19 protein-coding genes and 1 pseudogene are annotated in these 23,616 nt (G+C 71.4%); 6 read left to right on the forward strand and 14 right to left on the reverse strand.

Going from position 1 to position 23,616, the window contains the following annotated elements:
• Positions 1–3 precede the first annotated feature (3 nt).
• Positions 4–1,290: a phosphopyruvate hydratase gene (eno, locus tag ACVDFE_RS02345; RefSeq protein ID WP_360385904.1), complete on the reverse strand. Its 1,287-nt coding sequence runs from the start codon at positions 1,288–1,290 to the stop codon at positions 4–6.
• A 147-nt stretch (positions 1,291–1,437) separates the two neighbouring features.
• A complete protein-coding gene (locus ACVDFE_RS02350; protein ID WP_360385902.1) occupies positions 1,438–2,658 on the reverse strand; it encodes a cytochrome P450 in 1,221 nt (406 codons plus the stop codon).
• A gap of 16 nt (positions 2,659–2,674) precedes the next feature.
• On the opposite strand from ACVDFE_RS02350, the gene ACVDFE_RS02355 reads away from it, so the two are divergent.
• Entirely contained in the window at positions 2,675–3,376 is a 702-nt protein-coding gene (locus ACVDFE_RS02355) for an alpha/beta fold hydrolase (protein ID WP_360385900.1), read from the forward strand.
• On the opposite strand, the gene ACVDFE_RS02360 is transcribed toward ACVDFE_RS02355, so the two are convergent.
• The 3 genes from ACVDFE_RS02360 to ACVDFE_RS02370 form a co-directional block, all read right to left on the reverse strand.
• Entirely contained in the window at positions 3,361–4,101 is a 741-nt protein-coding gene (locus ACVDFE_RS02360; RefSeq protein ID WP_458429432.1) for an SDR family NAD(P)-dependent oxidoreductase, read from the reverse strand. The two genes, ACVDFE_RS02355 and ACVDFE_RS02360, sit on opposite strands and share 16 nt — an antisense overlap.
• 50 nt (positions 4,102–4,151) lie before the next feature.
• A complete protein-coding gene (locus tag ACVDFE_RS02365; RefSeq protein WP_458429433.1) occupies positions 4,152–5,669 on the reverse strand; it encodes a BTAD domain-containing putative transcriptional regulator in 1,518 nt (505 codons plus the stop codon).
• A 61-nt stretch (positions 5,670–5,730) separates the two neighbouring features.
• Positions 5,731–6,171 (reverse strand): Lrp/AsnC family transcriptional regulator, encoded by a 441-nt coding sequence (locus tag ACVDFE_RS02370; protein WP_360385894.1) that lies wholly within the window; start codon positions 6,169–6,171, stop codon positions 5,731–5,733.
• Between the two features lie 81 nt (positions 6,172–6,252).
• Here ACVDFE_RS02370 and ACVDFE_RS02375 point away from each other — a divergent pair, with 81 nt between their 5' ends.
• Both ACVDFE_RS02375 and ACVDFE_RS02380 read left to right on the forward strand, forming a co-directional pair.
• Positions 6,253–7,407 (forward strand): MalY/PatB family protein, encoded by a 1,155-nt coding sequence (locus tag ACVDFE_RS02375; protein ID WP_458429434.1) that lies wholly within the window; start codon positions 6,253–6,255, stop codon positions 7,405–7,407.
• A 107-nt stretch (positions 7,408–7,514) separates the two neighbouring features.
• A complete protein-coding gene (locus tag ACVDFE_RS02380; protein WP_360385890.1) occupies positions 7,515–7,898 on the forward strand; it encodes a tetratricopeptide repeat protein in 384 nt (127 codons plus the stop codon).
• Between the two features lie 7 nt (positions 7,899–7,905).
• Here the strand turns inward: ACVDFE_RS02380 and efeB are convergent.
• The 3 genes and pseudogenes from efeB to efeU all read right to left on the reverse strand — a co-directional run bounded on the left by efeB (position 7,906) and on the right by efeU (position 11,096).
• Positions 7,906–9,145, reverse strand: a pseudogene (efeB, locus tag ACVDFE_RS02385) (iron uptake transporter deferrochelatase/peroxidase subunit).
• Complete coding sequence (gene efeO / locus ACVDFE_RS02390) at positions 9,142–10,257, reverse strand: iron uptake system protein EfeO (RefSeq protein ID WP_360385886.1); 1,116 nt, start codon at positions 10,255–10,257, stop codon at positions 9,142–9,144. Before efeO ends, efeB begins: the two are co-directional and overlap by 4 nt.
• A 20-nt stretch (positions 10,258–10,277) precedes the next feature.
• Positions 10,278–11,096, reverse strand: a complete 819-nt coding sequence (efeU, locus tag ACVDFE_RS02395; protein ID WP_360385884.1) for an iron uptake transporter permease EfeU — start codon at positions 11,094–11,096, stop codon at positions 10,278–10,280.
• 130 nt (positions 11,097–11,226) lie between these two features.
• On the opposite strand from efeU, the gene ACVDFE_RS02400 reads away from it, so the two are divergent.
• Positions 11,227–12,033, forward strand: coding sequence for a hypothetical protein (locus ACVDFE_RS02400; protein ID WP_458429435.1), 807 nt, complete (start codon positions 11,227–11,229; stop codon positions 12,031–12,033).
• On the opposite strand, the gene ACVDFE_RS02405 is transcribed toward ACVDFE_RS02400, so the two are convergent.
• The 5 genes from ACVDFE_RS02405 to mfd form a co-directional block, all read right to left on the reverse strand.
• Positions 12,034–12,666, reverse strand: coding sequence for a hypothetical protein (locus tag ACVDFE_RS02405; protein ID WP_458429436.1), 633 nt, complete (start codon positions 12,664–12,666; stop codon positions 12,034–12,036). It abuts the gene before it with no gap.
• Positions 12,667–12,707: 41 nt separating this feature from the next.
• Positions 12,708–15,845: a S41 family peptidase gene (locus tag ACVDFE_RS02410; RefSeq protein WP_458429437.1), complete on the reverse strand. Its 3,138-nt coding sequence runs from the start codon at positions 15,843–15,845 to the stop codon at positions 12,708–12,710.
• A 68-nt stretch (positions 15,846–15,913) separates the two neighbouring features.
• Positions 15,914–16,834, reverse strand: coding sequence for a MazG family protein (locus ACVDFE_RS02415; RefSeq protein ID WP_458429438.1), 921 nt, complete (start codon positions 16,832–16,834; stop codon positions 15,914–15,916).
• The gene (locus ACVDFE_RS02420; protein ID WP_360385875.1) at positions 16,831–17,772 is read right to left on the reverse strand and encodes a hypothetical protein; all 942 of its coding nucleotides are present in this window, start codon (positions 17,770–17,772) and stop codon (positions 16,831–16,833) included. The genes ACVDFE_RS02415 and ACVDFE_RS02420 overlap by 4 nt, the downstream gene beginning before the upstream one ends.
• 13 nt (positions 17,773–17,785) lie before the next feature.
• Positions 17,786–21,340, reverse strand: a complete 3,555-nt coding sequence (mfd, locus tag ACVDFE_RS02425) for a transcription-repair coupling factor (RefSeq protein ID WP_458429439.1) — start codon at positions 21,338–21,340, stop codon at positions 17,786–17,788.
• A 152-nt stretch (positions 21,341–21,492) separates the two neighbouring features.
• Between mfd and ACVDFE_RS02430 the strand changes: the two genes are divergently transcribed.
• Positions 21,493–21,768: a DUF4291 family protein gene (locus ACVDFE_RS02430; protein ID WP_458434251.1), complete on the forward strand. Its 276-nt coding sequence runs from the start codon at positions 21,493–21,495 to the stop codon at positions 21,766–21,768.
• 7 nt (positions 21,769–21,775) lie between these two features.
• The gene (locus ACVDFE_RS02435) at positions 21,776–22,885 is read left to right on the forward strand and encodes a PQQ-dependent sugar dehydrogenase (RefSeq protein WP_458429440.1); all 1,110 of its coding nucleotides are present in this window, start codon (positions 21,776–21,778) and stop codon (positions 22,883–22,885) included.
• Positions 22,886–23,008: 123 nt separating this feature from the next.
• On the opposite strand, the gene ACVDFE_RS02440 is transcribed toward ACVDFE_RS02435, so the two are convergent.
• Positions 23,009–23,608 (reverse strand): TetR family transcriptional regulator, encoded by a 600-nt coding sequence (locus ACVDFE_RS02440; RefSeq protein ID WP_458434252.1) that lies wholly within the window; start codon positions 23,606–23,608, stop codon positions 23,009–23,011.
• Positions 23,609–23,616: the final 8 nt, after the last annotated feature.

Consider the following 23,616-nt stretch of genomic DNA (forward strand, 5'->3'; position numbering starts at 1 on the left):
GCGTCAGCCCTCCGGCGTGTACCGGGGGAACGCCAGCTCGCCCGCGTACCGCGCGGCGTCGCCGAGGCTCTCCTCGATGCGCAGCAGCTGGTTGTACTTCGCGGTGCGCTCACCGCGGGCGGGGGCACCGGTCTTGATCTGGCCGGCACCGGTCGCGACGGCGAGGTCGGCGATGGTCGTGTCCTCGGTCTCGCCCGAGCGGTGCGACATCATCGACTTGTAGCCGTAGGAGGTGGCCAGCGAGACCGCGTCCAGCGTCTCGGACAGCGTGCCGATCTGGTTGACCTTCACCAGCAGCGCGTTGGCGGCGCGGCGGGAGATGCCCTCCTCCAGGCGCTCCGGGTTGGTGACGAACAGGTCGTCGCCGACGATCTGGACCTTCTCGCCCAGCTCGGCGGTCATCTGCACCCAGCCGTCCCAGTCGTCCTCGGACAGCGGGTCCTCGATGGAGACCATCGGGTAGTCGCGGACCAGCTCGGAGTAGTAGCCGATCATCTGCTCGGCGGAGCGCTTGTTCTTCTCGAACGTGTAGGCGCCGTCGGAGAAGAACTCCGTGGCGGCCACGTCGAGCGCGAGCGCGATGTCGCGGCCGGCGCGGTAGCCGGCCTTCTCGATGGCTTCGAGGATCAGGTCGAGCGCGTCGCGGTTGCTGCCGAGGCTGGGGGCGAAGCCGCCCTCGTCGCCCAGGCCGGTGGCGAGGCCCTTGCTCTTCAGCACGGACTTCAGCGCGTGGTAGACCTCGGCGCCCCAGCGCAGGCCCTCGCGGAACGTCTCCGCGCCGATCGGCGCGATCATGAACTCCTGGATGTCCACGTCGGTGTCGGCGTGCGAGCCACCGTTGAGGATGTTCAGCATCGGGACCGGCAGCACGTGCGCGTTCGGTCCGCCGATGTAGCGGAACAGCTCCAGGCCGGAGCTCGTCGCCGCCGCCTTCGCGACCGCGAGGGACACGCCCAGGATCGCGTTGGCGCCCAGGCGGCCCTTGTCCGGGGTGCCGTCCAGGTCGACGAGCTTCTGGTCCACGACGCGCTGCTCGACGGCCTCGATGCCGACCAGCTCGGGGCCGATCTCGTCGAGCACCGCGGTCACCGCACGCTCGACGCCCTTGCCCAGGTACCGCTTGGCGTCGCCGTCGCGCAGCTCCACCGCTTCGTGCTCACCGGTCGAGGCACCCGACGGAACGGCTGCGCGCTCCAGCGTGCCGTCGTCCAGCGCCACCTCGACCTCGACGGTGGGGTTGCCGCGCGAGTCCAGGATCTCGCGTGCTCCGACCTGCTCGATGACCGCCACTTGCGCTCCCTGTTTCTCCTGCGTCTCGTCTCGCGACGAGCCTACTTGGGCCAGGTGACCGACCGGGGCTCGACACCGTCAGATCACAGCGGGCCGCCGGAGCCGGTCTACTGAATCGTGCCAGACGCGCCCCGGTGCCGTACACGGCTACGACAGCGACACCGGCAGGTGCTTGACGCCGTTCTGGAAGTTCGACCGCAGCCGGACGACCTCGCCGTCGAGCCGCAGCCGGCCGGGCAGGTCCAGAACCGCCTCGAAGACCGCGCGCAGCTGGGTGCGGGCCAGCTGCGCGCCGAGGCAGAAGTGCGGGCCGTGGCCGAAGCTCAGGTGGTCGGCCTCGCGGCGGCCCACGTCGAACCGGCCGGGGTCGGTGAACACGCGCTCGTCCCGGTTGGCCGCCGAGAACCACACGACGACCTTGTCCCCCGCCCTGATCTCCACGCCCGACAGCGACGTGTCGCGGACGGCCGTGCGGCGGAAGTGCATCACCGGCGTCCACCACCGCAGCACCTCCTCGACCGCCGTGCCGAGCAGCGACCGGTCGGCGCGCAGCCGGTCGTACTGGCCGGGGTGCTCCAGCAGGGCGATCAGGCCGCCCGGGATGCCGTTGCGCAGGGTCTCGTTGCCCGCCACGGAGAACAGCCAGAACAGGTTCTCGAACTCCTCGATCGACAGGTCCTCGCGCATGAGGTTGCTGATCACGTCGTCCGACGGGTGCGCACGCTTGTGCTCGCCCAACGCGTGCGCGTAGGCGTAGAGGTCGGGCATGCCGTTGCGTGCGCGCGGGTCACGGCCGTCGTCGGGACGCAGCTCCAGCGCCGCCAGCGCCATGTCCGTCATCCCGGTCGTGTCGCTGGAGGACAGGGCGTACTCGGCGTCCTGGAAGCCGATCACGCGGTTGCTCCAGTCGTAGAGCAGCGCGCGGTCCTGGCGCGGGACGCCGAAGACGTCGGCGAGCGTCAGCAGCGGCAGGTCGGCGACGTCGGCGGCGAAGTCACCGGACGGCTCGGCGACGATGCGGCGGGCGTTCTCCCGGATGCCCTCCTCCAGCCGCGCGACCGCACGCGGGGTGAACGCCCCGGTCAGCATGCGCCGCAACCGCGAGTGCTCCGGCGGGTCCTGGTTGAGCATCATCCGCTGGACGTAGGCGAGGTCGTCCGGCCGCGGGTCGCGGATCTGCGTGGCGCCGCGGTGCGAGGAGAAGACGCCGGGCGAGCGCAGCACCGTCTTGACGTCGTCGTACCGGAACACCGCCCAGAAGTCGTCGATGCGCACCACGTTCTTTTCGCGCAGCCGGGTGAGTGCGTCGTGCGGGACACCGGAGGTATATGTGTCCGGGTCGAGGATCAGCTCGGCATCGGTACGCATAGAACAGGATTCTGACGTGCTCCATGTCGAACGTGGCGGGAACGGACCGCTGCTGGTGCTGCTGCACGGCCTCGGTGCCACCGGTGAGGTCTGGGAGCAGGTCGTCGCGGACTGGCACGGCAGCTGGCTCGTGCCGGACCTGCCCGGTCACGGCAGGAGCGCGCCCCTCGACCGGTACTCGTTCGGCTCTCTCGCGGCCGCCGTCGCGACCGTGATCCCTCGCGAGCCCGTCACGGTCATCGGCCACTCGCTGGGCGGTGTGGTCGGCCTGGCGCTGGCGAGCGGCTGGTTCGGGGTCGAGGTCACGACCGCGGTCGGCGTCGGGGTCAAGGTGCGGTGGACCGACGAGGAGCTGGCCAAGGCCGCCGCGCTCGCCGCCAAGCCCGCCAAGGTCTTCGGCACCGAGGCGGAGGCCGCCGACCGCGCCGCGAAGATGGCCGGCGTGCCGCTGCGGCACGGCGTGACCGAGGTGGACGGCGGCTGGGCGCCCGCGCTGGACATGCGCGCGTTCGGCGTCGGCCGCCCGGACATGGCCGGGCTGGTCATGGCCGCGCAGGCGCACGTGGTGCTGGCGGCGGGGGAGAACGACCCGATGAGCCCCCGGGAGCACCTGGAGGAGCTGGTGCCCGAGCCGGTGGTGTTCACCGGCGCGGGCCACAACGTGCACGTCGAGTCGCCCTCGTCCCTGTCCCCCGTGCTCGCTCAGCTCGCGAGGTAGCCGCCGTCGGCCGCGAGGACCACGCCGGTCACGAAGCTGGACCGGTCCGACGCGAGGAACAGCACGGTGTCGGCGATCTCCTCCGGCTCGCCGACGCGGCCCAGCGGCAGCTGCGCGCTGAACTCCTCGAACACCTCACCGGCCTGCACGACCGCGGCGTCGGTGCGGACCGGGCCGGGTGCCACCGAGTTGACGCGGACGCCGTGCCCGCCGAACTCGACGGCCCACGAGCGGGTGAACGCGTCCACCGCGGCCTTGGAGGCGCTGTACACGCTCGTGACCGCGTTGCCGGCAGCAGCGCCGATGGACGAGATGTTGATGATCGCGCCCTTCTTCTTCGCGACCATCGCCGGGGCGAGTGCGGCCGTGAGGAAGTAGGTGCCGCGCACGTTCACGTCGAACACCTGCTCGTAGGTCTTCACCGACTGCTCGGGGGTCGAGGAGAACGGGAAGATGCCCGCGTTGTTGACCAGGACGTCGACCTCGCCGACCTCCTGGGCGAGCTTGCGGACGTCGTCGAGGTCGCCGACGTCGGAGACGATGAAGTGCGCGGTGCCGCCGGCCTTCTCGACCAGCTCGACGGTCTCCTTGCCCAGCTCGGCGCGGCGGCCGGTGAGGTAGACGGTGGCACCCGCCTCTGCGAGCCTGACCGCGATCGCGCGGCCGATGCCCGAGGTGGCTCCGGTGACGAGTGCCTTCTTGCCTGCGAGTTCCTTGGTTGACATGTCCACAAATTTGGCGCAGCCGGATGGTCGAGCCGTGAATTTCGGATGAATCAGCTGGTCAGGACGGGTGTGCGGAGTCCGAAGTACAGCTGCACGAACCGCGGCAGCCGGTAGCAGCCGAGCACCACCGGTTCGATCAGGTGCACGTCGGCGAGCGACTCCAGCAGCATCTCGATGCACGCCACGTCACCGCCGTAGAGCTCGGCCGCCTCGCACACGGTGACCACGTCCCGGTCCTGGCGGGCCAGCAGGCGCAGCAGGTGGCGTTCCTCGTCGGTGAGCTGCAGCGCGGCCTTGTCCAGCGGCGCCAGCACGGCCCGGCAGTCGGACGGGACGGCGGTGCCGAGCCTGCTCTCCCGCTCCATTTGCAGCTGCAGCATCTCGACGGTCCACTGCGGCCGGGAGGACAGCTTGCCGCCGAGCACCCTGATCGGGTTCGGCAGGTGCGAGACGCGGGCCAGCACCTCGGCCGCGCGCTCCGGTTCGGCGTCGATCCGCCGCGGGTCGAGGACCTTGCGGAAGAACTCGTGCGCCTCGGTCTCGGTGAGGCCAGCGGTCCTGACCCACGTGACGGCGGGCAGCTCGTTCAGCCTGCGCACGCTCGTCAGGACGAGCGCGGAACCCGGGGTGTGCAGGTCGCGCACGGACGCCGCGTCGGTGACGTCGTCGACGACGACCAGGAACCGCTTGCCGCGCGCCTTCTCCCGCCACAGCGCGGCCCGGTCGCCTGCCGGGTTCTCGACGCCGACCGCGCGCAGCAGCTCGGTCGCGACGTCCTTGCCGCGCACGACGATCTGCCCGTCGGGGAACCGGTGCCTCACCAGGTGGCCGATCCGCACGGCCAGCGCGGTCTTGCCGCTGCCGTGCATGCCGGTGATGCCGACCGTGCCGGGCAGGACCCGCAGCGCCTGCGCGATCTCCTGGGCCCGCCCGGTGAAGTCGGGCAGGTCGGGGGGCAGCTGCTCGGGCTTGCGCGGCAGGTGCAGGTCGCCGGTGAGGATCTGGGCGTGGACCTTGCGCAGCTCGGGACCGGGTTCGAGCCCCAGCTCGTCGTTCAGCAGTGCGCGCGCCTGGTGGTAGTGGTCCAGCGCCTCGGCTTGCCGGCCGTCGCGGTAGAGGGCGTGCATCAGCAGCGCACGCGGGCGTTCCCGCAACGGGTTCGCGGCCACGTGCTTCTGCAGCTCCAGCACGTCGAGCTCGCGTTCGAGCCAGTCCTCACGGGCCTTGAGCCGCTCCTGCGCGAGCCTGACCCGCTGCGCCTCGAAGTACGTGCCGGTCAGGCCTTCCAGCGGTTCCCCGCGGCAGTCGTCGACGAGCTCGGCGCGCACGGTGTAGCCGCCGTCCTTCGACCTCAGGTCCAGCTCCGGCAGGGCCTTGCGGATCTTGTACGTGTACGTGCGCAACGCCGTCAGCGCGCTCGGCGTCGGGTCGTCCCAGACCATCCCGATCAGCTGGTCGTTGCTCAACCGGATGCCGTTGTTCAGCAGCAGCGCCGCCAGCACGGCCCGCTGCTGCCGCGGGCCGAGGTCGACCTCCTCGTCCCCTCGCCAGGCTCGTACTGGACCCATCAGTGAGAAGCGCAGGCTCATGCAACGGCACAACGCCCCCGCGCATTCCCCGCTTCCCGGCTCACGGCAACGGGCGCGGTTCGACCACCTGCTTCATCACAATGGTCGACGTCAGCCCGCGCACACCGGGCAAACGGGCCAGCGTGCCCTCGTACAACCGCTGGTAGTCGGCGAGGTCGGCGGTGACCACCCGCAGCAGGTAGTCGGGGCTGCCGAACAACCGCTGCGCCTCCACGACGTTCGGCACCCCGGCGAGCGCGTCGTCGAAGTCGTCCAGCGACTCCAGCCGCACCTTCGCGAACACCAGCGCCTCGAAGCCGAAGCCGATCGCCGCCGCGTCCACCACGGCGCGGTAGCCGCGGATCACGCCCCGGTGCTCCAGCTCGCGCAGCCGGCGCTGGCAGCGGGAGACGCTGAGCTGCACGCGGTGGGCGAGGTCGGTGACGGTCATGCGGCCGTCGCGCTGCAGCTCGGCAAGGATCTTGCGGTCCACGGCGTCCATTCGCACATCCTGGCCTGTCCTCAGCGCTCATGCAGCAAAGAAAGCAAACACCTCCTGCGCGATCTCTCCTAGCTTTGCGGCATGAACCCGTTGCGCGAGCTCACCCTCGACCAGTTGCGGCAGCGGACCAGCATGAAGTGGCGGCACTACCCGCCCGACGTGCTGCCGGTGTGGGTGGCCGAGATGGACGTCCTGCTGGCCGAGCCGGTCGCGCGGGCGGTCACCGACGCGGTGGCGCTGGGCGACACCGGCTACCCCGAGGGCAGCGCCTACGCCGAGGCGCTGGCCGGGTTCGCGCGCGAGCGCTGGGACTGGGAGCCGGCCGTCGACCGCACCGCGATCGTCCCCGACGTGATGATGGGCGTCGTCGAGATGCTCCGGCTCGTGTCGGCACCGGACGCGCCGGTCGTGGTCAACTGCCCGGTCTACCCGCCCTTCTACCAGTTCGTCACGTCGATGGGGCGGCGCGTGGTCGAGGCGCCGCTGGACCCGGCGGGGCGGATCGACCTCGTCGTGCTGGAGGAGGCCTTCGACCGGGCCGGACGGGGTGCGGCGTACCTGCTGTGCAGCCCGCACAACCCGACCGGGACCGTCCACACCGCCGACGAGCTGGCCGCCGTCACGGACCTGGCCGGACGGCACGGCGTGCGGGTGGTCGTGGACGAGATCCACGCGCCGCTCGTGGCTCCCGGTGTGCGGTTCGTGCCGTACCTGAGCGTGTCGGGCAACGCGCTGTCGCTGATGTCGGCGTCGAAGGCGTGGAACCTGGCCGGGCTCAAGGCGGCGCTGGCCATCGCGGGCCCGGAGGCGGCCGGTGACCTCGCGCGGTTGCCGGAGGAGGTCGGCCACGGGCCCAGCCACGTCGGCGTCCTCGCGCACACCGCGGCGTACCGGGACGGCGGCGACTGGCTGGACGCGGTGCTGGCGGGCCTCACCGAGAACCGCCGGGTGCTGGCCGCGCTGCTGGCCGAGGAGCTGCCGGGGGTGCGCTACGAACCGGCGCCCGGCACGTACCTGGCGTGGCTCGACTGCCGCGGGCTGGGGCTCGGCGACCGGCCGGCCGGGGAGTTCCTGCGCCGCGGGCGGGTGGCGGTGAACTGCGGCGTCCCGTTCGGCACCGGCGGGGCGGGGTTCGTGCGGCTGAACCTCGCGACCTCGCCGGAGATCCTCACGACGGCGGTGCGCAGGATGGCAGCGAGCCTGCCGGCCGGTGCCGCCACGTCCGAATCGGACTGAGGTGTCCTGCTCGCGCAGCGGGTTCGACGCCCCGCGACCTCCCCTTTCGAGTTCTGTCGCCCGGACGGCAGTCGAAGAACCCGCCCGCGGTGGGTACCGTTGATCGAATGACGGACGGCACCTTCGAAGCTTTCCGCAGGGCGGAGGCGTTGCTGGGCCAGCAGCGGCCGTTGGACGCGCTGCGCGAACTGCGGCAGGTGCTGGACGAGGCCCCGGACGCGCCGTCCGTGCAGCTGCTCGCCGGCCGCGCCTACCTCGGGACCGCGCAGCTGCGGCGGGCGGAGGAGGCGTTCCGCAAGGTCCTCGACCTCGACCCGAGCGACCACTACGCCCGGTTCGCGCTCGGCAAGACGCTGCAACGGCAGCAGCGGCTCACCGAGGCGCTGGCGCAGCTGCGGATGGCGGTCGCGATGAACCCGTCGCCGGAGTACCAGGAGGCGCTCGGCGAGGTGAAGGCCAGGCTGGCGCTGGGCGGCGGCCGGCCGGGCTGAGCACCGCCTACCGGAACAGCGCCTCACCCCAGTAGCCGCCCGGCTGCACGCCGCGGGGCACGGCGAAGTGCCCGGAACCGGTGTGCTCCAGGTACTCCATCATCTTGTCCTTTGTGGACAGCGCCTGCTGCATCGGCACGAACGCCGTACGGGAGTCCCGGTTGAACGCCACGAAGAACAGGCCGGCGTCGAGGTGCCCGAGCCCGTCGGAGCCGTCGGTGAAGTTGTAGCCGCGGCGCAGTATCCTGGCGCCGTTCAACGACTCCGGCGACGCGAGCCGGACGTGGGCGAAGCTCGCCGATCCGCGGCACCCCGCCCGCGCCCTTGACGTGCAGGTCCGGCTCGTCGAACTCCCGGGCCTGCCCGAGCGGGGCGCCCTCGCCCTTGGAGCGGCCGACGATCTGCTCCTGCTCGTTCAGCGAGGTGCGGTCCCAGATCTCGACGTGCATGCGGATCCGGCGGGTCACCAGGTAGGTGCCGCCGCGGATCCACTCGGGGCCTTCCGCGACCCACACGTGGTCGCGCAGCAGGTCGGTGTCCTCTGCCTTGATGTTGCGGGTGCCGTCCTTGAACCCGAACATGTTGCGCGGTGTGGCCTGCGCCCGCGTGGTCGAGGACGTGCGGCCGAACCCGAGCTGCGACCAGCGCACCGCGACCCGGCCGAAGCCGATCCTGACCAGGTTGCGGATGGCGTGCACGGCGACCTGCGGGTCGTTCGCGCAGGCCTGGAGGCAGATGTCGCCGTTGCTGCGAGCCGGGTCGAGGTCGTCCTTCGGGAACCGCGGCAGGTCGATCAACGCCTCCGGCCGCTGACCGGCCAGCCCGAACCGGTCGTCGAAGAGCGACGGGCCGAAGCCGATCGTCAGCGTCAGCGCGGAGGCCGGGAGACCGAGCGCCTCGCCGGTGTCCTTGGGCGGGGCGTCGGCGTTGCCGCCGACGGCACCGTTCTCGGCGGCCTCCTGGCCCGCGGTCATCCGTTCCGCGGCCCGCGTCCACTGCTTGAGCAGGTCGACGAGCTCGGCCCGGTTCTTCGTCTTCACGTCGAGCGCGACGAAGTGCATGTGGTCCTGCGCGAGCGTGGTGATGCCCGCCTGGACGTCGCCGTGGAACGGCACCTGCGCCGCCGCGGCGTTCTCGGCCTCCGGCGCCGCCCTGACGGCGAACGCGCCGGCCGCCGCACCGGTCCCCGCGAGCGCCACCCCGGCGCCCGCGTACCCGAGCACCCTGCGCCGTGACACCCCGCTCACTTGGCCGACACCACCTCGGCGACCCTGCTGACCGGCTCGCCCAGCGCGTCGACGGCCTCGGCCAGCGCCTTGACCTCGTCCTGGGAGAGCTCGGTGTACAGCGCGAACCCGTCGCCCCTGCGGTGCTTCTCCAGCGCCTCGTCGAGGGCCTTGAACTTCTCGTCCAGCGTGGACACGAGGGCCGCGTCCCGCTGCTGCACCACCGGTCGCAGTGCCGCGACGGCCGCCTGCGAACCGTCCACGTTGGACCGGAAGTCCCACAGGTCGGTGTGCGAGTAGCGGTCCTCCTCACCGGTGATCTTGCCGGTGGCGACCTCGTCGAGCAGCTCCTTGGCGCCGTTGGCGAGCTGCACGGGCGTGAGCTCGACGGCCTTGGCCCTGCCCACGATCTCCTTGACGTCGGCCAGCAGCTGGTCGGCGATCCTGTCGGAGTCGGCCTGCAACCCGGACGCCCACAGGTCCTTCTCCAGGCGGTGGTAGCCGGTGAAGGCCATGCCCTCCTCGATCACGTCCTCGCGGCCGTCGATCTTCGGGTCGAGGTCGCCGAAGCTCTCCGCGACCGGTTCGATGCGCTCCCAGTAGATCCGCGACACCGGGTACAGGGCCTTGGCCTCGTCGACCTTCTTGGCCTTGACGGCGCCCACGAACTCCTCGGTCTTCACGAGCAGCTGGTCGGCCTGCGAGGAGACGTAGCGCTGGTAGCTCTTCGTCGCCTCGGCCAGCAGCGCGTCGCCGTCGGTCGACTTCTTGGCGTCACCGGTGACGGTGAAGTCGCCGCGGATGCCGTCGCCCTTCATGCCGGGCTTGCAGGCGGTCTGGAACTTGCCGGCCTCGGTGACCTCGACGATCAGCTTGCGGGTGAGGCCGGGGCCGATGTTCTCGACCTCGCCGAGGATGCGGTCGCCCTCCGCGTACAGGTAGAACTCGGTGACCTTGGTGCCCTTGTTCGTCACCTCGAACGCGACGTTGCCGGTCCCCGCCTCGGTCTTCGCGACCTTGCACGCGCTGTCGCTCGCCTCGACCGCGATGGCGCCGCTCGCGGCGTTCTCCGGGGTGCTGCCGCAGGCGGCCAGCACCACGAGTGAGCCCAGGACGACTGCTGCCTTCCGCACGGCAACTCCAGTGATCTGTTTCAGGCGGCCGCGCGAGCGCGCGGCCGGACGAGGAAGAGGGACAGGACGACCGCCACGTAGGAGACCCACGCGACGGCCTGCAGCACCGACGTCCGCTGCGAGTAGTTGAAGAAGCCCTTGAGCAACGCGCCGTACCAGGAGTCCTCCGGCAGCACGTCGCTGATGTCGAACGCGAGCGTGTCGAGCCCCGGCAGGATCGCCGCCTCCTGCAGGTCGTGGATGCCGTAGCTGAGCACCCCGGCCGCGACGAAGACGAGCAGCACGCCCGTGACGGTGAAGAACCGGCCGAGGTCGAACCGGATGGCCCCCGCGTAGAGCCCGGCGGCGATGGCGACCGCCACCGCGATCCCGCCGAGGAACCCGATCAGCGGCTGCGTCGTTCCCCCACCCGCGGCCTGCACGCTGGAATAGAAGAAGACGGCGGTTTCGAGCCCTTCCCGGGCGACCGACAAAAAGGACACGACAACGACCGCGAGCGGTCCGACGTTGAGCGCTTCGTCCATTTTGCCGCGCAGCTCGGCCGCGATCGTCTTGGCGGCGCGCCGCATCCAGAAGATCATTCCCGTGACGAACGCGACCGCGATGACCGACATCGTCCCGCCGAACGCTTCCTGCTGCTCAAAGGTCATGCTCGCGCCGGCGAAGGTGATGACCGCACCCGCCGTCACGGAAAGCACCAGTGCGGTCACCACGCCGACCCAGACCCACTTCAGCGCGTACCTTCTGTCCGTTTTAACCAGAAATGCGATCAGGATGCTCACCACGAGTGCGGCCTCAAGCCCCTCCCGCAGCCCGATCAGGCCATTTGCGAACAGCATCCGACGCCTCCGTGAATCAGGTCGGCCTGAATTTAGGTAAGGCTCACCTGTATGTCCAGCCGCCGACAGTGCCGTTTGCATCACGGTTCACGCAGCCACCCGCTTGCCGGGAGCACGTAGCCTGGGTCTCGTGGTCCCGCCGTCCGCACCCCGAAGCCGCTCGCGCAACGCCGCCATCTTCGGCCGCATCGTCCTGGTGCTGCTGCTGATCGTGGTCGTGGCAGCAGGAGCGTGGGGCCTGGGCGCCCTGAACCGCCGCTCCGCAGCCCCCCTCGGCCCGCCGCCGTTCCTCGTCCCCCTCCAGGAGGTCGAGCCCGGCGCCGCCGCCCCCGGCAACGCCGTCGCCCCGAACCCCGCCACCGGCGACAGCCCGCTGACCGAGTGGGCCACCCGCGTGGCGTCGAAGACCGACATCCCGGCCCGCGCCCTGCACGCCTACGCCAACGCGGACCTGACGATGCAACGCGACGCCCCGGCGTGCCGCATCTCCTGGGCCACCCTCGCGGGCATCGGCCGCATCGAGTCCCACCACGGCAACATCAACGGGGCCCGCCTCCAGGACAACGGCCTGCCCTCCCGCCCGATCATCGGCATCCCCCTGGACGGCTCCCCCGGCGTCAAGGCCATCCACGACACCGACGGCGGCCGCCTGGACACCGACACCACCTGGGACCGCGCGGTGGGCCCGATGCAGTTCATCCCCGGCACCTGGAACCGCTGGGCCAAACGCGCCGCCCCCGACGGCCTCCCCGCCGACCCGCAGAACATCGACGACGCCGCCCTCACCGCGGCCCGCTACCTGTGCGGCGGCGGTGCCCGCGACCTCGGCACCGGTGCCGGCTGGTGGGCCGCCGTGCTCGCCTACAACAACTCCGTGGAGTACGGGCAGAACGTGTTCAGCGGGGCTGACGCGTACGCACGGGCCAGCATGCCCTAGTCAGGCCTGGTTGCGGTGGCTCGCTGAGGCGGACGGCTGGCTGGGGTCGGCGGTAGAACCGGGGCGCGCCCTTCCCGGAGCCGACGACGGCACCGTCGTCTCCGAAGGAACCACCGACGCAGAAGAAGGCGGCGGCGGCGGAACCACGCTGGACGTCACCACCGGCCGAGAGCTGTCCGAAGTAGACGGCGAAACCGAAGAGTCCTCGTCCCCGGGCACATCGGGCTCCTCGTTCCGCCCCACCGCCGACGGCTTGGACGAGGACACCGGCACCCGCACGGTCTCGGTCACCGTCGTGCCCACCACCCGCGTCCGCGTCGCCGGCCGCGCCCCCTTCAGCTCGCGCGCCTGCCCTTGCACCACGACGGTTTCGGTGATCGTGGAGGTGGTGAGCGCGTCGAACGGCTCGGTCCACCACTGCGAGGTGGGCCTGGTGGCCGGCGGGGCCGCCAGAGGGGCTTCCTCCGGCGACCCCGTCAGGGCGATCAGTGCGAACATGCCGGTGAGCGCCAGGAACGGGACGACGACCACGGCCCCGAAGCACCCACGGCCACTGCGCGGCTCTTCACGGTGACTCATCTGCGACACACCCCCGCACGAGGACAACTGTTCCGTCTTGTTGATCGTCCACAAGGAACAGTGCGTCACAGTTCTTCAGCCACACGATGGTGTACTCACGCGAGAGGCGGCAACTCCGGAGCGTGAGCTGCCGGTGAAGACGAAAGCCTTTCCAGAGCGAGGGAGACGGCGCGTTCGAGTTGGGGGTCGCGGCCGGAAACGCGGTCCGCGGGGGTCATGACCACCTCGATGTCCGGGTCGACGCCGTAGTTCTCGACGTCCCAGCCGTGGCCGTTGAAGTACGACGCGTACCTCGGCTGGGTGACCATCGTGCCGTCGACCAGGGAGTAGCGCATGTCGATGCCGATCACGCCGCCCCACGTGCGGACGCCGATGACCGGGCCGATGCCCAGCTCCTTGATGGCCACGTTCACGATGTCGCCGTCGGAGCCCGCGAACTCGTCGGCCACCGCCACGACCGGGCCGCGCGGGGCGTCCTGGGGGTAGCTCTCGGACGCGGTGTAGCCGCGGGCGACGGACCAGCCGATGACCTTGCGGCCGAGCTTCTCGATCACGAGCTGGGAGGTGTGGCCGCCGCCGTTCTCGCGGACGTCCAGCACCAGGGCCTCGCGGGTCAGCTCCACGCGCAGGTCGCGGTGCAGCTGGGCCCAGCCCGCGCCCATCATGTCCGGAACGTGCAGGTAGCCGACGCGACCGCCGGACTTCTCGTGCACGAATGCGCGTCGGCCGGCCACCCAGTCGTGGTAGCGCAACGGCTCCTCATCGGCCAACGGCACGACCACGACCCGACGCAGTTCGCCACCACCACCGGGGCGCACGGTCAGTTCGACGGGCTTGCCCGCCGTGCCCACCAGCAACGGCGCGGGGCCGCCCAGTCCGACCGGACGACCGTCCACGGCCACGATGGCGTCGCCCGCGCGCACGGCCACCCCTGGCGCCGTCAGCGGTGAACGGGCGTGCGGGTCGGAGGTCTCGCCGGGGATCACCCGGCGCACGAGCCAGGAGCCGTCAACGCGTTCCAGGTCGGCACCGAGCAGGCCCTGGCGGCGGGACGTCGGCACGTGGTGCGCCGAGCCCCAGACGTAGGCGTGGGACGTGCCGAGCTCGCCCTGCACCTCCCACAGCAGGTCGACGAGGTCGTCGTGGCTGCCGAGCTTCTCGACCAGCGGGCGGTAGCGGTCGAGCTCGCCCTGCCAGTCGACGCCGCCCATGTCGGTGCGCCAGAAGTTGTCGCGCATGAGACGGCCGTTCTCGGCGTACATCTGCGCCCATTCGAGCGCCGGGTCGACGACCACGCGCACCCGCGCCAGGTCGATCTCGACGTAGTCGGCCGAGTCCTCGTCGGCCTTGCTGTCGGTCGGCACGACGCGCAGGTCACCGCGGTCCTCGACGACCATCCGGCGGCCGTCACCGGACACCGCGAACGCGTCCGCGCTGTCGGCCAGGCACTCGGTCTTCTGCTTCGCGAAGTCGAACCGCTCCAGCACCGTGCGCGGCGGGCGGGCGTCCGGGGTGGCCAGGTTGTCGCCGAGCACCCCGAGCAACGGACGGCGCAGCCACAGCAGGCCGCCGCGGGCCGCGCGCAGGCCCGAGTACTCCGCACCGGGCACGGGCACCGGCACCACGCGGCCGGCCAGGCCGTCGATGTCGACCTTCGACACCGGGGGCTTGTCGTCGTCGTCCGAGGAGTCCTTGTCGTCGTCCTCGTCGTCCACGGGACGGCCGCCGCGCGTCGGGGCGAACGGTGACGGCGTCGTCGCGGCCAGCGGCACCAGGTACGGGCGGCAGCCGGTCGGGAACGACAGGTCGAAGACGTGCGCGTCGTAGACCGGGTCGAACGTCCGGACCGACAGGAACGCCAGGTGCTTGCCGTCCTCGGTGAAGGCCGGCGAGAAGTCGGCGAACCGCAGCGGCGTCACGTCCACGACCGACAGGTCCGTCACGTTCGCCATCTTGATGTGCCGCAACGGCGTGGGGCCGGGGTGCGACCACGCGAGCCACGCAGAGTCGGGCGAGAACGCCAGGTTGCTCACGTTCGCGTTGGCGCCGGAGACGACCTCCCGCACCTCGCCGGAGGCGATGTCCACCAGCAGCAACCGGCCGTCGTGCGTCCCGACCGCCACGCGCGACCCGTCCGGCGCGGCGACCAGCGACAGCACCCGGCCGAGCTGACCGGACGCGACGCGGCGGGCGGTGTTGCCGGGCTCGACGCCGCCGACGGGCGCGATCTCCAGCGCCTCCTCGCCCTCGACGTCGGTCACCCACACCACGTGGCCCGTCTCGCCGAGGACCTTCGGCAGCCGCGCGCGCACGTCGGAGCGTTCGGCCAACGCGCGCACGGGGCCGTCGCGGTGCGTCACCCAGTGCACGGAACCGCGCACCTCGACGGCGGACGCGCGGCCGGTGTGGTCGACGCTGAACGAGTCGACGTTGCCGGAGGCCTTGACGTGGTGCTGCTGCAGGCCGGTGCGCGGCCCGCCCAGCCGGATGTCGAGCTTGCGCAGCTCCGCCAGGCCCTCCAGCAGCCACAGCTCACCGGCGGAGTGGAAGATCACCCGTGAACCGTCGGTGGAGGCGTTGCGGGCGTAGAACTCCAGCTCGGTGTGGCGCCGCAGGTCCGTGCCGTCCGGCGCCACCGAGTACACGCTGCCGACGCCGTCGTGGTCGGACAGGAACGCGATCCGCCCGTCCACCCACATCGGGTTCGTCAGCGGCGACTTCAGGTCCGCCAGGATGCGGGCGAACTCGCCGTCGCCCGCCTCGTCCACCCACAGCTTCCCGGCGGTGCCGCCGCGGTACCGCTTCCAGTAGGAGGGGTCCTGCATGTAGCTGGACGAGGTGACGACCTGCCCGTCCGGGCCGAACGAGACGTCGTTGACCCACCCGAACGGCAGCAGCTCTGGCGGTTCGCCGTCGAGCGGCACGGCCCAGGCCTGCTTGCGGTGCCGGGACATCTGACCGGTCGTCGAGACGGCGACCACCCGGCCGTCCGGCGTCCAGCCCGACACCGCCGTGCGGGCGACGCCGAAATGCGTCAACCGGCGTGCGGGGCCACCGTCCACAGGGGCCACCCGCACCTCGGGGGCCCCGTCGATCCAGCTGGCCCAGGCCAGCTGGGTGCCGTCGGGCGAGAACCGCGGCGAGCGGACGGGTACCTGGTCGGCGGACGCGCGCCAGGCCCTTCCTCCGCCGACGGGGGCGAGCCACACGTCGTCCTCGGCCACGAACGTCACCAAGTCACCGCGAAGGTGCGGATACCGCAGGTAAGTCACGTGATCGACGTTAGCCCACCGTCACCGGTTCAGGAGGGCCAAAAGCGACGCCAGTCCTCCGCTGTCACAGATTCCAGACCTTCGGCCCGTGCTTTCGCTTCGGCATCCCGCACCCTGGCGGCGAACTGCCTGCACACCTGGCGCAGCTCCGTCTCCGGGTCCTCACCGGCGAGCCTGGCCAGTGCGGTCACGGCGAACAACGTCGTGCCCGTGTCGTCGCCTTCGGGCAGCAGGTCGACCGGGAGACCGGCGCGTCCGGTGCGCTGCACCAGCTTCGCGGCGAGCGCGACCGCCGGCTGACCGAGCGCCACACCGTCCACACTGGACTCGCGGCGCTTCTCGGCCTGCTTGAGCTCCTCCCAGCGGTGCTCCTGCGAGGTCGCGTCGTGCACGGCCGGGTCGTGGCCCTCGAACACGTGCGGGTGCCGGCCGACCAGCTTCGCGACCAGCTCGGCGGCCACCGCGTCGATGTCGAACGGGTCCTCCGCGTGCTCCGCCGCGACGCGCGCGTGGAACAGCACCTGCAGCAGCACGTCGCCGAGCTCTTCGCGCATCGCTGCCCTGTCGCCGTCCTCGATGGCTTCGAGCAGCTCGAACGTCTCCTCGACCAGGTACTGGCGCAGCGAGTCGTGGTCCTGCTCGGCGTCCCACGGGCACCCGCCGGGCGACCGCAGCCGGTGCATCACCGCGGCCGCGTCGAGCAGCCCGGCACCCAGCGGCTCCGGCGTGGTGATCACGGTGGAGCCGGGGTAGGCGGCGGCGGAGGTCGTCAGCACCACGGCACCGTCTTCCGGCACCTCGGGAGCAGCCCCGTCGACGCCGTACGCCGACCAGGACTCCACCGGCACGCCCTCGCCCGCGTACACGGCGGTGGCCGTGCGCAACGCGGGCAGGGCGGCAGCGGGGAGCACGGCGCCGAGCCGCTCGCTGAGGACGACGACGGTGATCAAGACTTCTTCTGGTTCGCGCTCACGCCGACGAAACCGGCCTGCTCGCCGGCCTTGCCGACGACGGTGGCACCGGTCGGGTCCCACACGCCGTAGCGGGGGTTGACCTCGATGTCGAGGTCGGCCGCGTGGAACTGGGCGATCCGCAGGCCGAACGCCGCGAGCAGCCGCGGGTCCATCCGGTCGGCCAGCTCGTCCTCGCCCGGCGTCGCCGGGACCGTGGTGCGCTCCTTGACCAGCGCGACCATCCAGCTGGCCTGCTGCTCGTCGGCGGGGAACGCGACGACCGTGCCGGGCTTCACGCCCCACAGCATGGTGTGCACGAGCGAGGCGTTCTCGGAGACGCGGACCTTCTGGTTCGTGGCCGAGGCCTGCTGACCGCTGGAGGTGCGCGGTGCCTCCTGCACGAACCTGGCGAACTTCGCCGGGTCCGCCGCGGCCTCCCTGGCCTTGTCCTTGGCTTCCTTCGGGTCCTTGACCTGGAAGAAGTCGATCGTGATCTGGAGGGTGGAGAGGTTGCGGCGGGCCAGCTCACCCATGATCATCGCGTCGCGCTGGCGGCGGTGGATCGTGGTGGCGTCCTGCTCGCTCTGCTTGGCCGCCTCCTCCGGACCGCCGCGCTCCTGGATCGCGTCGTACACCTTGGTCTCGTCGACCGAGATGTTCTCGCGCTGCCCGGCGTACTCGGCGATCTTGTGGGTGATCTCGTCGGCCAGCACGAGCCGCGAGACCTGGTCCAGCTTGCCCTGGTCCTGCATCTGCTGGGCGGCGGGTTCCTTCTTGAGCACCGTGATGGTGCGATCCTGGACGGTCTTCAGATCGATCGCCTGACCTCCGACGATCGCGGCCGAACCGGCCTTCGCGGGCCCGGCGGCGCATCCGGTGGCCAGCAGGGCCACAGCAACACCGACCAGCGAGAAACGCTTCAGAACAGTGCTCACGGGGATCAGCCTCTCACGCCGTGGTGACTCCGGTCACGGGAGTCCCCGCCAGAGAGCCGAGGAACGCGCCACACCAGTCGAGCAGCTCCTGGTCCCGCAGCTGCGGTGCGCCCATCCGGCCGCCCGCCGCTCCCTCCGTCGGCCTAGGCACGGTGACCGTGCCCACCGCCTGCTTGTAGACGGCCTTGGGGAACAGCCGGCGCAGCCGGACGAGCTGCGAGTCGAGCAGCTCCAGCTTCGCGAACCGGATGTTCTGGCCCATCGCGATCACCTCGGTGACCCCGTGGCGGCGACAGGTGTGCCGCAGCCTGGCCACGCCGAGCAGGCGCTCGACCGGCTCCGGCGGCGTGCCGTAGCGGTCCTTGAGCTCGTCCCAGACGGACTGGAGCGCGGCCTCGTCGGCGGCGGCCGCGATCTTGCGGTAGGCCTCCAGCCGCAGCCGTTCGCCGGGCACGTAGTCGTGCGGGATGTGCGCGTCGACCGGGAGGTCCACCCGCACCTCGGCGAGCTCCTCCTCCTCGGCACCGCCGTCGGCGCCCGCGTGCTTGCGGAACGCCTCGACCGCCTCGCCGACCAGGCGCACGTACAGGTCGAAGCCGACGCCCGCGATGTGACCGGACTGCTCGGCGCCGAGGATGTTGCCGGCGCCGCGGATCTCCAGGTCCTTCATGGCGACCGCCATGCCGGCTCCCAGCTCGGTGTTCTGCGCGATCGTCGCGAGCCGGTCGTGCGCGGTCTCGGTCAGCGGCGTCTCGGGCGGGTAGAGGAAGTACGCGTACCCGCGTTCGCGGCCGCGGCCGACGCGACCGCGCAGCTGGTGCAGCTGGGCGAGGCCGAGCAGGTCGCCGCGCTCGACGATCAGCGTGTTGGCGTTGGAGATGTCGAGACCGGTCTCGACGATCGTGGTGCAGACGAGGACGTCGAACTCGCGTTCCCAGAAGCCCTGGATGATCTTTTCGAGCTTGTCCTCGTTCATCTGGCCGTGCGCGGTGACGACCCGCGCCTCCGGGACCAGCTCGCGGATGCGGCGCGCGGCCTTCTCGATCGACGAGACCCGGTTGTGCACGAAGAAGACCTGGCCGTCGCGCAGCAGCTCGCGGCGGATCGCGGCACCGACCTGCTTGTCGTCGTACGCGCCGACGTAGGTGAGGATCGGGTGCCGCTCCTCCGGCGGGGTGAGGATCGTCGACATCTCGCGGATGCCGGCGAGCGACATCTCCAGGGTGCGCGGGATGGGCGTCGCGGACATGGTCAGCACGTCGACGTGCGTGCGCAGCGCCTTGATGTGCTCCTTGTGCTCCACGCCGAACCGCTGCTCCTCGTCGACGATCACGAGGCCGAGGTCCTTGTACCGCACTGTCTTCTGCAGCAGCCGGTGCGTGCCGATGACGATGTCGACCGCGCCGTCCGCGAGGCCCGCGACGGTCTGCTCGGACTCCTGCGGGTCGGTGAAGCGGGACAGGCCCTTGATGTTCACCGGGAACTGGCGCATGCGCTCGGAGAACGTGTTGAGGTGCTGCTGGGCCAGCAGCGTCGTCGGCACCAGCACCGCGACCTGCTTGCCGTCCTGCACGGCCTTGAACGCCGCGCGCACCGCGATCTCCGTCTTGCCGTAGCCGACGTCACCGCAGATGACGCGGTCCATCGGCACGCCGCGCTCCATGTCGGCCTTGACCTCGTCGATCGCGGCCATCTGGTCCTGCGTCTCGGTGAACGCGAACGCGTCCTCCAGCTCGCGCTGCCACGGCGTGTCGCTCGCGAACGCGTGGCCGGGCGCCGACTGCCGGGCCGCGTAGAGCTGCACCAGCTCGGCCGCGATCTGCTTGACCGCCTTGCGCGCCTTGGACTTCGTGTTCTTCCAGTCGCTGCCGCCGAGCTTGTTGAGCGTGGGCAGCTCACCGCCGACGTACCGGCTGACCTCGTCGAGCTGGTCGGTCGGCACGAACAGCCGGTCGCCGGGCTGACCGCGCTTGGACGACGCGTACTCCAGCACCAGGTACTCGCGGGTCGCTCCGGCGACGGTGCGCTGGACCATCTCCACGTACTTGCCGATGCCGTGCTGCTCGTGCACGACGAAGTCGCCGGCCTTGAGCGCCAGCGGGTCGACCGCGTTGCGCCGCTTGGACGGCATCTTGCGCATGTCCTTCGTGGACGTGCCGCCGCGGCCACCGGTCAGGTCGGTCTCGGTCAGCACGACCAGCGCGAGGTCCGGCAGCACGAAGCCGTCCTCGAGCGCACCGCGCACGACCGTGACCAGGCCTGCCTTCGGCGCCTCGTCGAGGGACTCGACGCAGACGGCCGGGACCTCGGCCTCCTTGAGCCGTTCCTCGGCCCGGTGCGCGGTGCCGGCGCCGGGCACGACGAGCACGGCCGCGCCGCCGGTCGCCGTGTGCGCCTTGAGGTCCGCGAACGCCCGCTCGACGTCGCCGGAGTAGGCCTCGACCGGCTTGACGTCGAGGTGCACCACGTCGGTGGCGTCGGTGGTGAGCCGGCTGAGCGTCCACCACGGACGGTCGCCGGCCCGCGCGCTCTCGGAGACCTCACCGATCCCCTGGTACGCGCTGCGCCCGAGGTCGATCGGCGCCTTGCCGCCGCCCGCGGCCGCCATCCACGACGCCTCCAGGAACTCCTGGCCGGTGCGCACCAGGTCGGCGGCGCGGGCGCGGATCTTCTCCGGGTCGTTGAGCAGCACGTGCGTGCCCCTGGGCACCACGTCCGTGAGCATCTGCAGCTCGCCGGGGCACAGCGCGGGGATCAACGCCTCCATGCCCTCGACCGCGATGCCGCCGGAGATCTTCTCCAGCATCTCCGCCAGGTGCGCGTCCGACCGGTGCTCCTGCGCCAGCTCGGCCGCGCGGTGCCGCACGTCGTCGGTCAGCAGCAGCTCACGGCACGGCGGCGCGACGAACTCCTGCACCTCCTCGGGCAGCGACCGCTGGTCCTGCACGGAGAACGGCCGGATCTCGCTGACCTCGTCGCCCCAGAACTCGACGCGGTAGGGGTGCTCGGCGGTGGGCGGGAAGATGTCGAGGATGCCGCCGCGGGTGGCGTACTCGCCGCGCTTCTCGACCATGTCGACGCGGGTGTAGGCGTTCTCGGCCAGCCGCGTGACGAGCTCGGCGAAGTCCTGCTCCTCGCCGACCACCAGGTGCACCGGCCTGAGGTCGCCCAGGCCGGGCGCCATCGGCTGGATGAGGCTGCGGACCGTCGTGACCAGCACCTTGATCGGGTTGCCCTCGGGGTGCCTGAGCCTGCGCAGCGCCTGCAGCCGCGCGCCGACGGTGTCCGCGCGCGGGCTGAGCCGCTCGTGCGGCAACGTCTCCCAGCTCGGGAAGAACGCGACCCGGTCGTGGCCGATGAGGTCGCGGACGACGTTGGTGAGCTCCTCGGCCTCGCGGCCGGTCGCGGTGACGGCCAGGACGGGCCGGACGGTGGACAGCGCGGCGGCCACGAGCGGGCGGGCGGCCAGCGGGCCGTCGAGCGCCAGCTCGGGCACACCGGCGGAGTCGATCAACGTGCGGAGGGCCTTGTCGGGCAGGACACCGTCGAGCAGGCCGAGCAGCGGCATGATTTCCAAACCCCGTCGAGTGGGAGACGCCAGACAGACCCCTGCCTGGGGCGAGGGGTCTCGGCTGCCCACCATAGCCCGTTCCGCGACCACTCATCGGGTGGCTCCGGCGGGGGTCGAGCGGTCACGCTGGGTGCGCGGGGAAGAGACGGATCAGGGCTGGCTTCGACGACCAGACCATCGTGGTCCACCAGGCCTGCTCGCCCGCGATCGCCGGTCCGGCCGTTGCGGCGCAACGGTTCGTGCCGCCGTTCAAGCTGGAGCGGGTGCCGGCCGTGTGGATCACCGAGTGGACGGTCAGCATCACGGACGTGACCGGCCTTGCGCGCGAGGTGCACGCGGCGGTCCGCGCGAACGACGACGACACGGCACGCGCTCTGCTGCCGATCGAGCGGCCTTACGGCGCCGCAACGGCACAAAACGCATAGTTGGGACATGCGCGCACTCGTTGCTGCTGTCTCGGTCCTGGCCCTCGCCGCCTGCTCCTCCCCCGAACCGGGCGGCACCGCGCCGTCGAAGGCCCCCGCGCCGCAGGGCCTCCGGGTGGAGGAGGTCGCGGGCGGGTTCCAGCACGCCTGGGACCTCGGCTTCCTGCCGGACGGCTCTGTGCTCGTCACCGAACGCCCCGGCACGCTCAAGCTCGTCAAGAACGGCCAGGTCACGCCGGTCGACATCGACCTGACCGACCTGCAGGCGCGCGGCGAGGGCGGCCTGATGGGCCTCGTCGTCCACCCGGACGGGCAGCGCTTCACCACCTGCTACAACACGACCGGGGACGTCCGGCTGGTGACGTACCGGCTCGACGGCACCAAGGCGACGAAGGCGAAGGACCTGCTCACCGGCATGCCGTCGAACTCCAGCGGGCGGCACTCCGGGTGCCGGCCGACGCTCGGGCCGGACGGTGCGATGTGGGTGGCCACCGGTGACGTCGCGCAGGGGCGCAACCCGCAGGACCGGACCAGCCTGGGCGGCAAGGTGCTGCGGATCGACCCCGAGACCGGCGAGGGCGCCAAGGGCAACCCGTTCGAGTCGTCGGCCGACGCCAACGAGCGGCGGGTCCACAGCTTCGGGCACCGCAACGTGCAGGGCGTCGCGTTCCGGCCGGGCACGGACCAGGTGTTCTCCAGCGAGCACGGGCCGTCGGTCGACGACGAGGTCAACCTGCTGAAGGCGGGCGGCAACTACGGGTGGGACCCGTCCAAGGGCGGCACGCAGGGCGGGTACGACGAGTCCGTGCCGATGACCGACCTGCAGCGGTTCCCGGACGCGGTGCCCGCGGTGTGGTCGTCCGGGTCGCCGACGGAGGCGATCTGCCAGGCGGCGTTCTGGGGCGGCAAGCTCGCGATCACCGCGTTGAAGGGCTCGAAGCTGCTGCTGTTCACCCTCGACGAGGCCGGGAAGGTGCGGGACGTCAGCATCCCCGAGGAGCTGAACGACCGGTACGGCCGGCTGCGCGCCGCCCGCACCTCACCCGACGGGGCGCTCTACGTCACGACGTCGAACGGGTCGGGCGACAAGCTGCTCAAGCTCACCGGGGCCGCCTAGGGCCCGCAGCACCGCGGGCCCTCTCCACCACGTGGCCACCGCCGTGCCGCTCGACCCCTCGACGTACGGCGCGGTGCGTCCACCCGGGACATCGCTGCGCGGGGCCCGTTCCGTTTCGCCCTCTCAGGAACGGGACCGCAGCCGGGGCTCGTGCTCCAGCGCCGACAGGCCGTTCCAGGCGAGGTTGACCAGGTGCGCCGCCACCTCGTCCTTCTTCGGCCTGCGCGCCTCCAGCCACCACTGCCCGGTCAGCGCGACCATCCCGACCAGCGACTGCGCGTACAGCCCCGCGAGCCCGCGGTCGTAGCCCCGTTCCGCGAAGTGCAGGGCGAGGATGTGCTCGACCTGCGAGGCGATGTCGTTCAGCAGCGACGAGAACGTGCCGGAGGTGGAGGCGACGGGCGAGTCGCGCACCAGGATGCGGAACCCGTCGGTCGAGCCCTCGATGTAGTCGAGCAACGCGCAGGCGGCCTGTTCGAGCAGCTCACGCGGGTGGCTGCCGACCACCAGCGCGGTGCTGATCAGGTCCATCAGGCGGCGCATCTCGCGGTCGACGATGACGGCGTAGATGCCCTCCTTGCCGCCGAAGTGCTCGTAGACGACCGGTTTCGAGACGCCGGCGCGGTGCGCGATCTCCTCGACCGAGGTGGCCTCGAAGCCCTTCTCGGCGAACAGGGAGCGGGAGACGTCCAGGAGCTGCTCGCGGCGTTCCCCGCCCGTCATCCTGACCC

It is taken from the genome of Lentzea chajnantorensis, assembly GCF_054300775.1.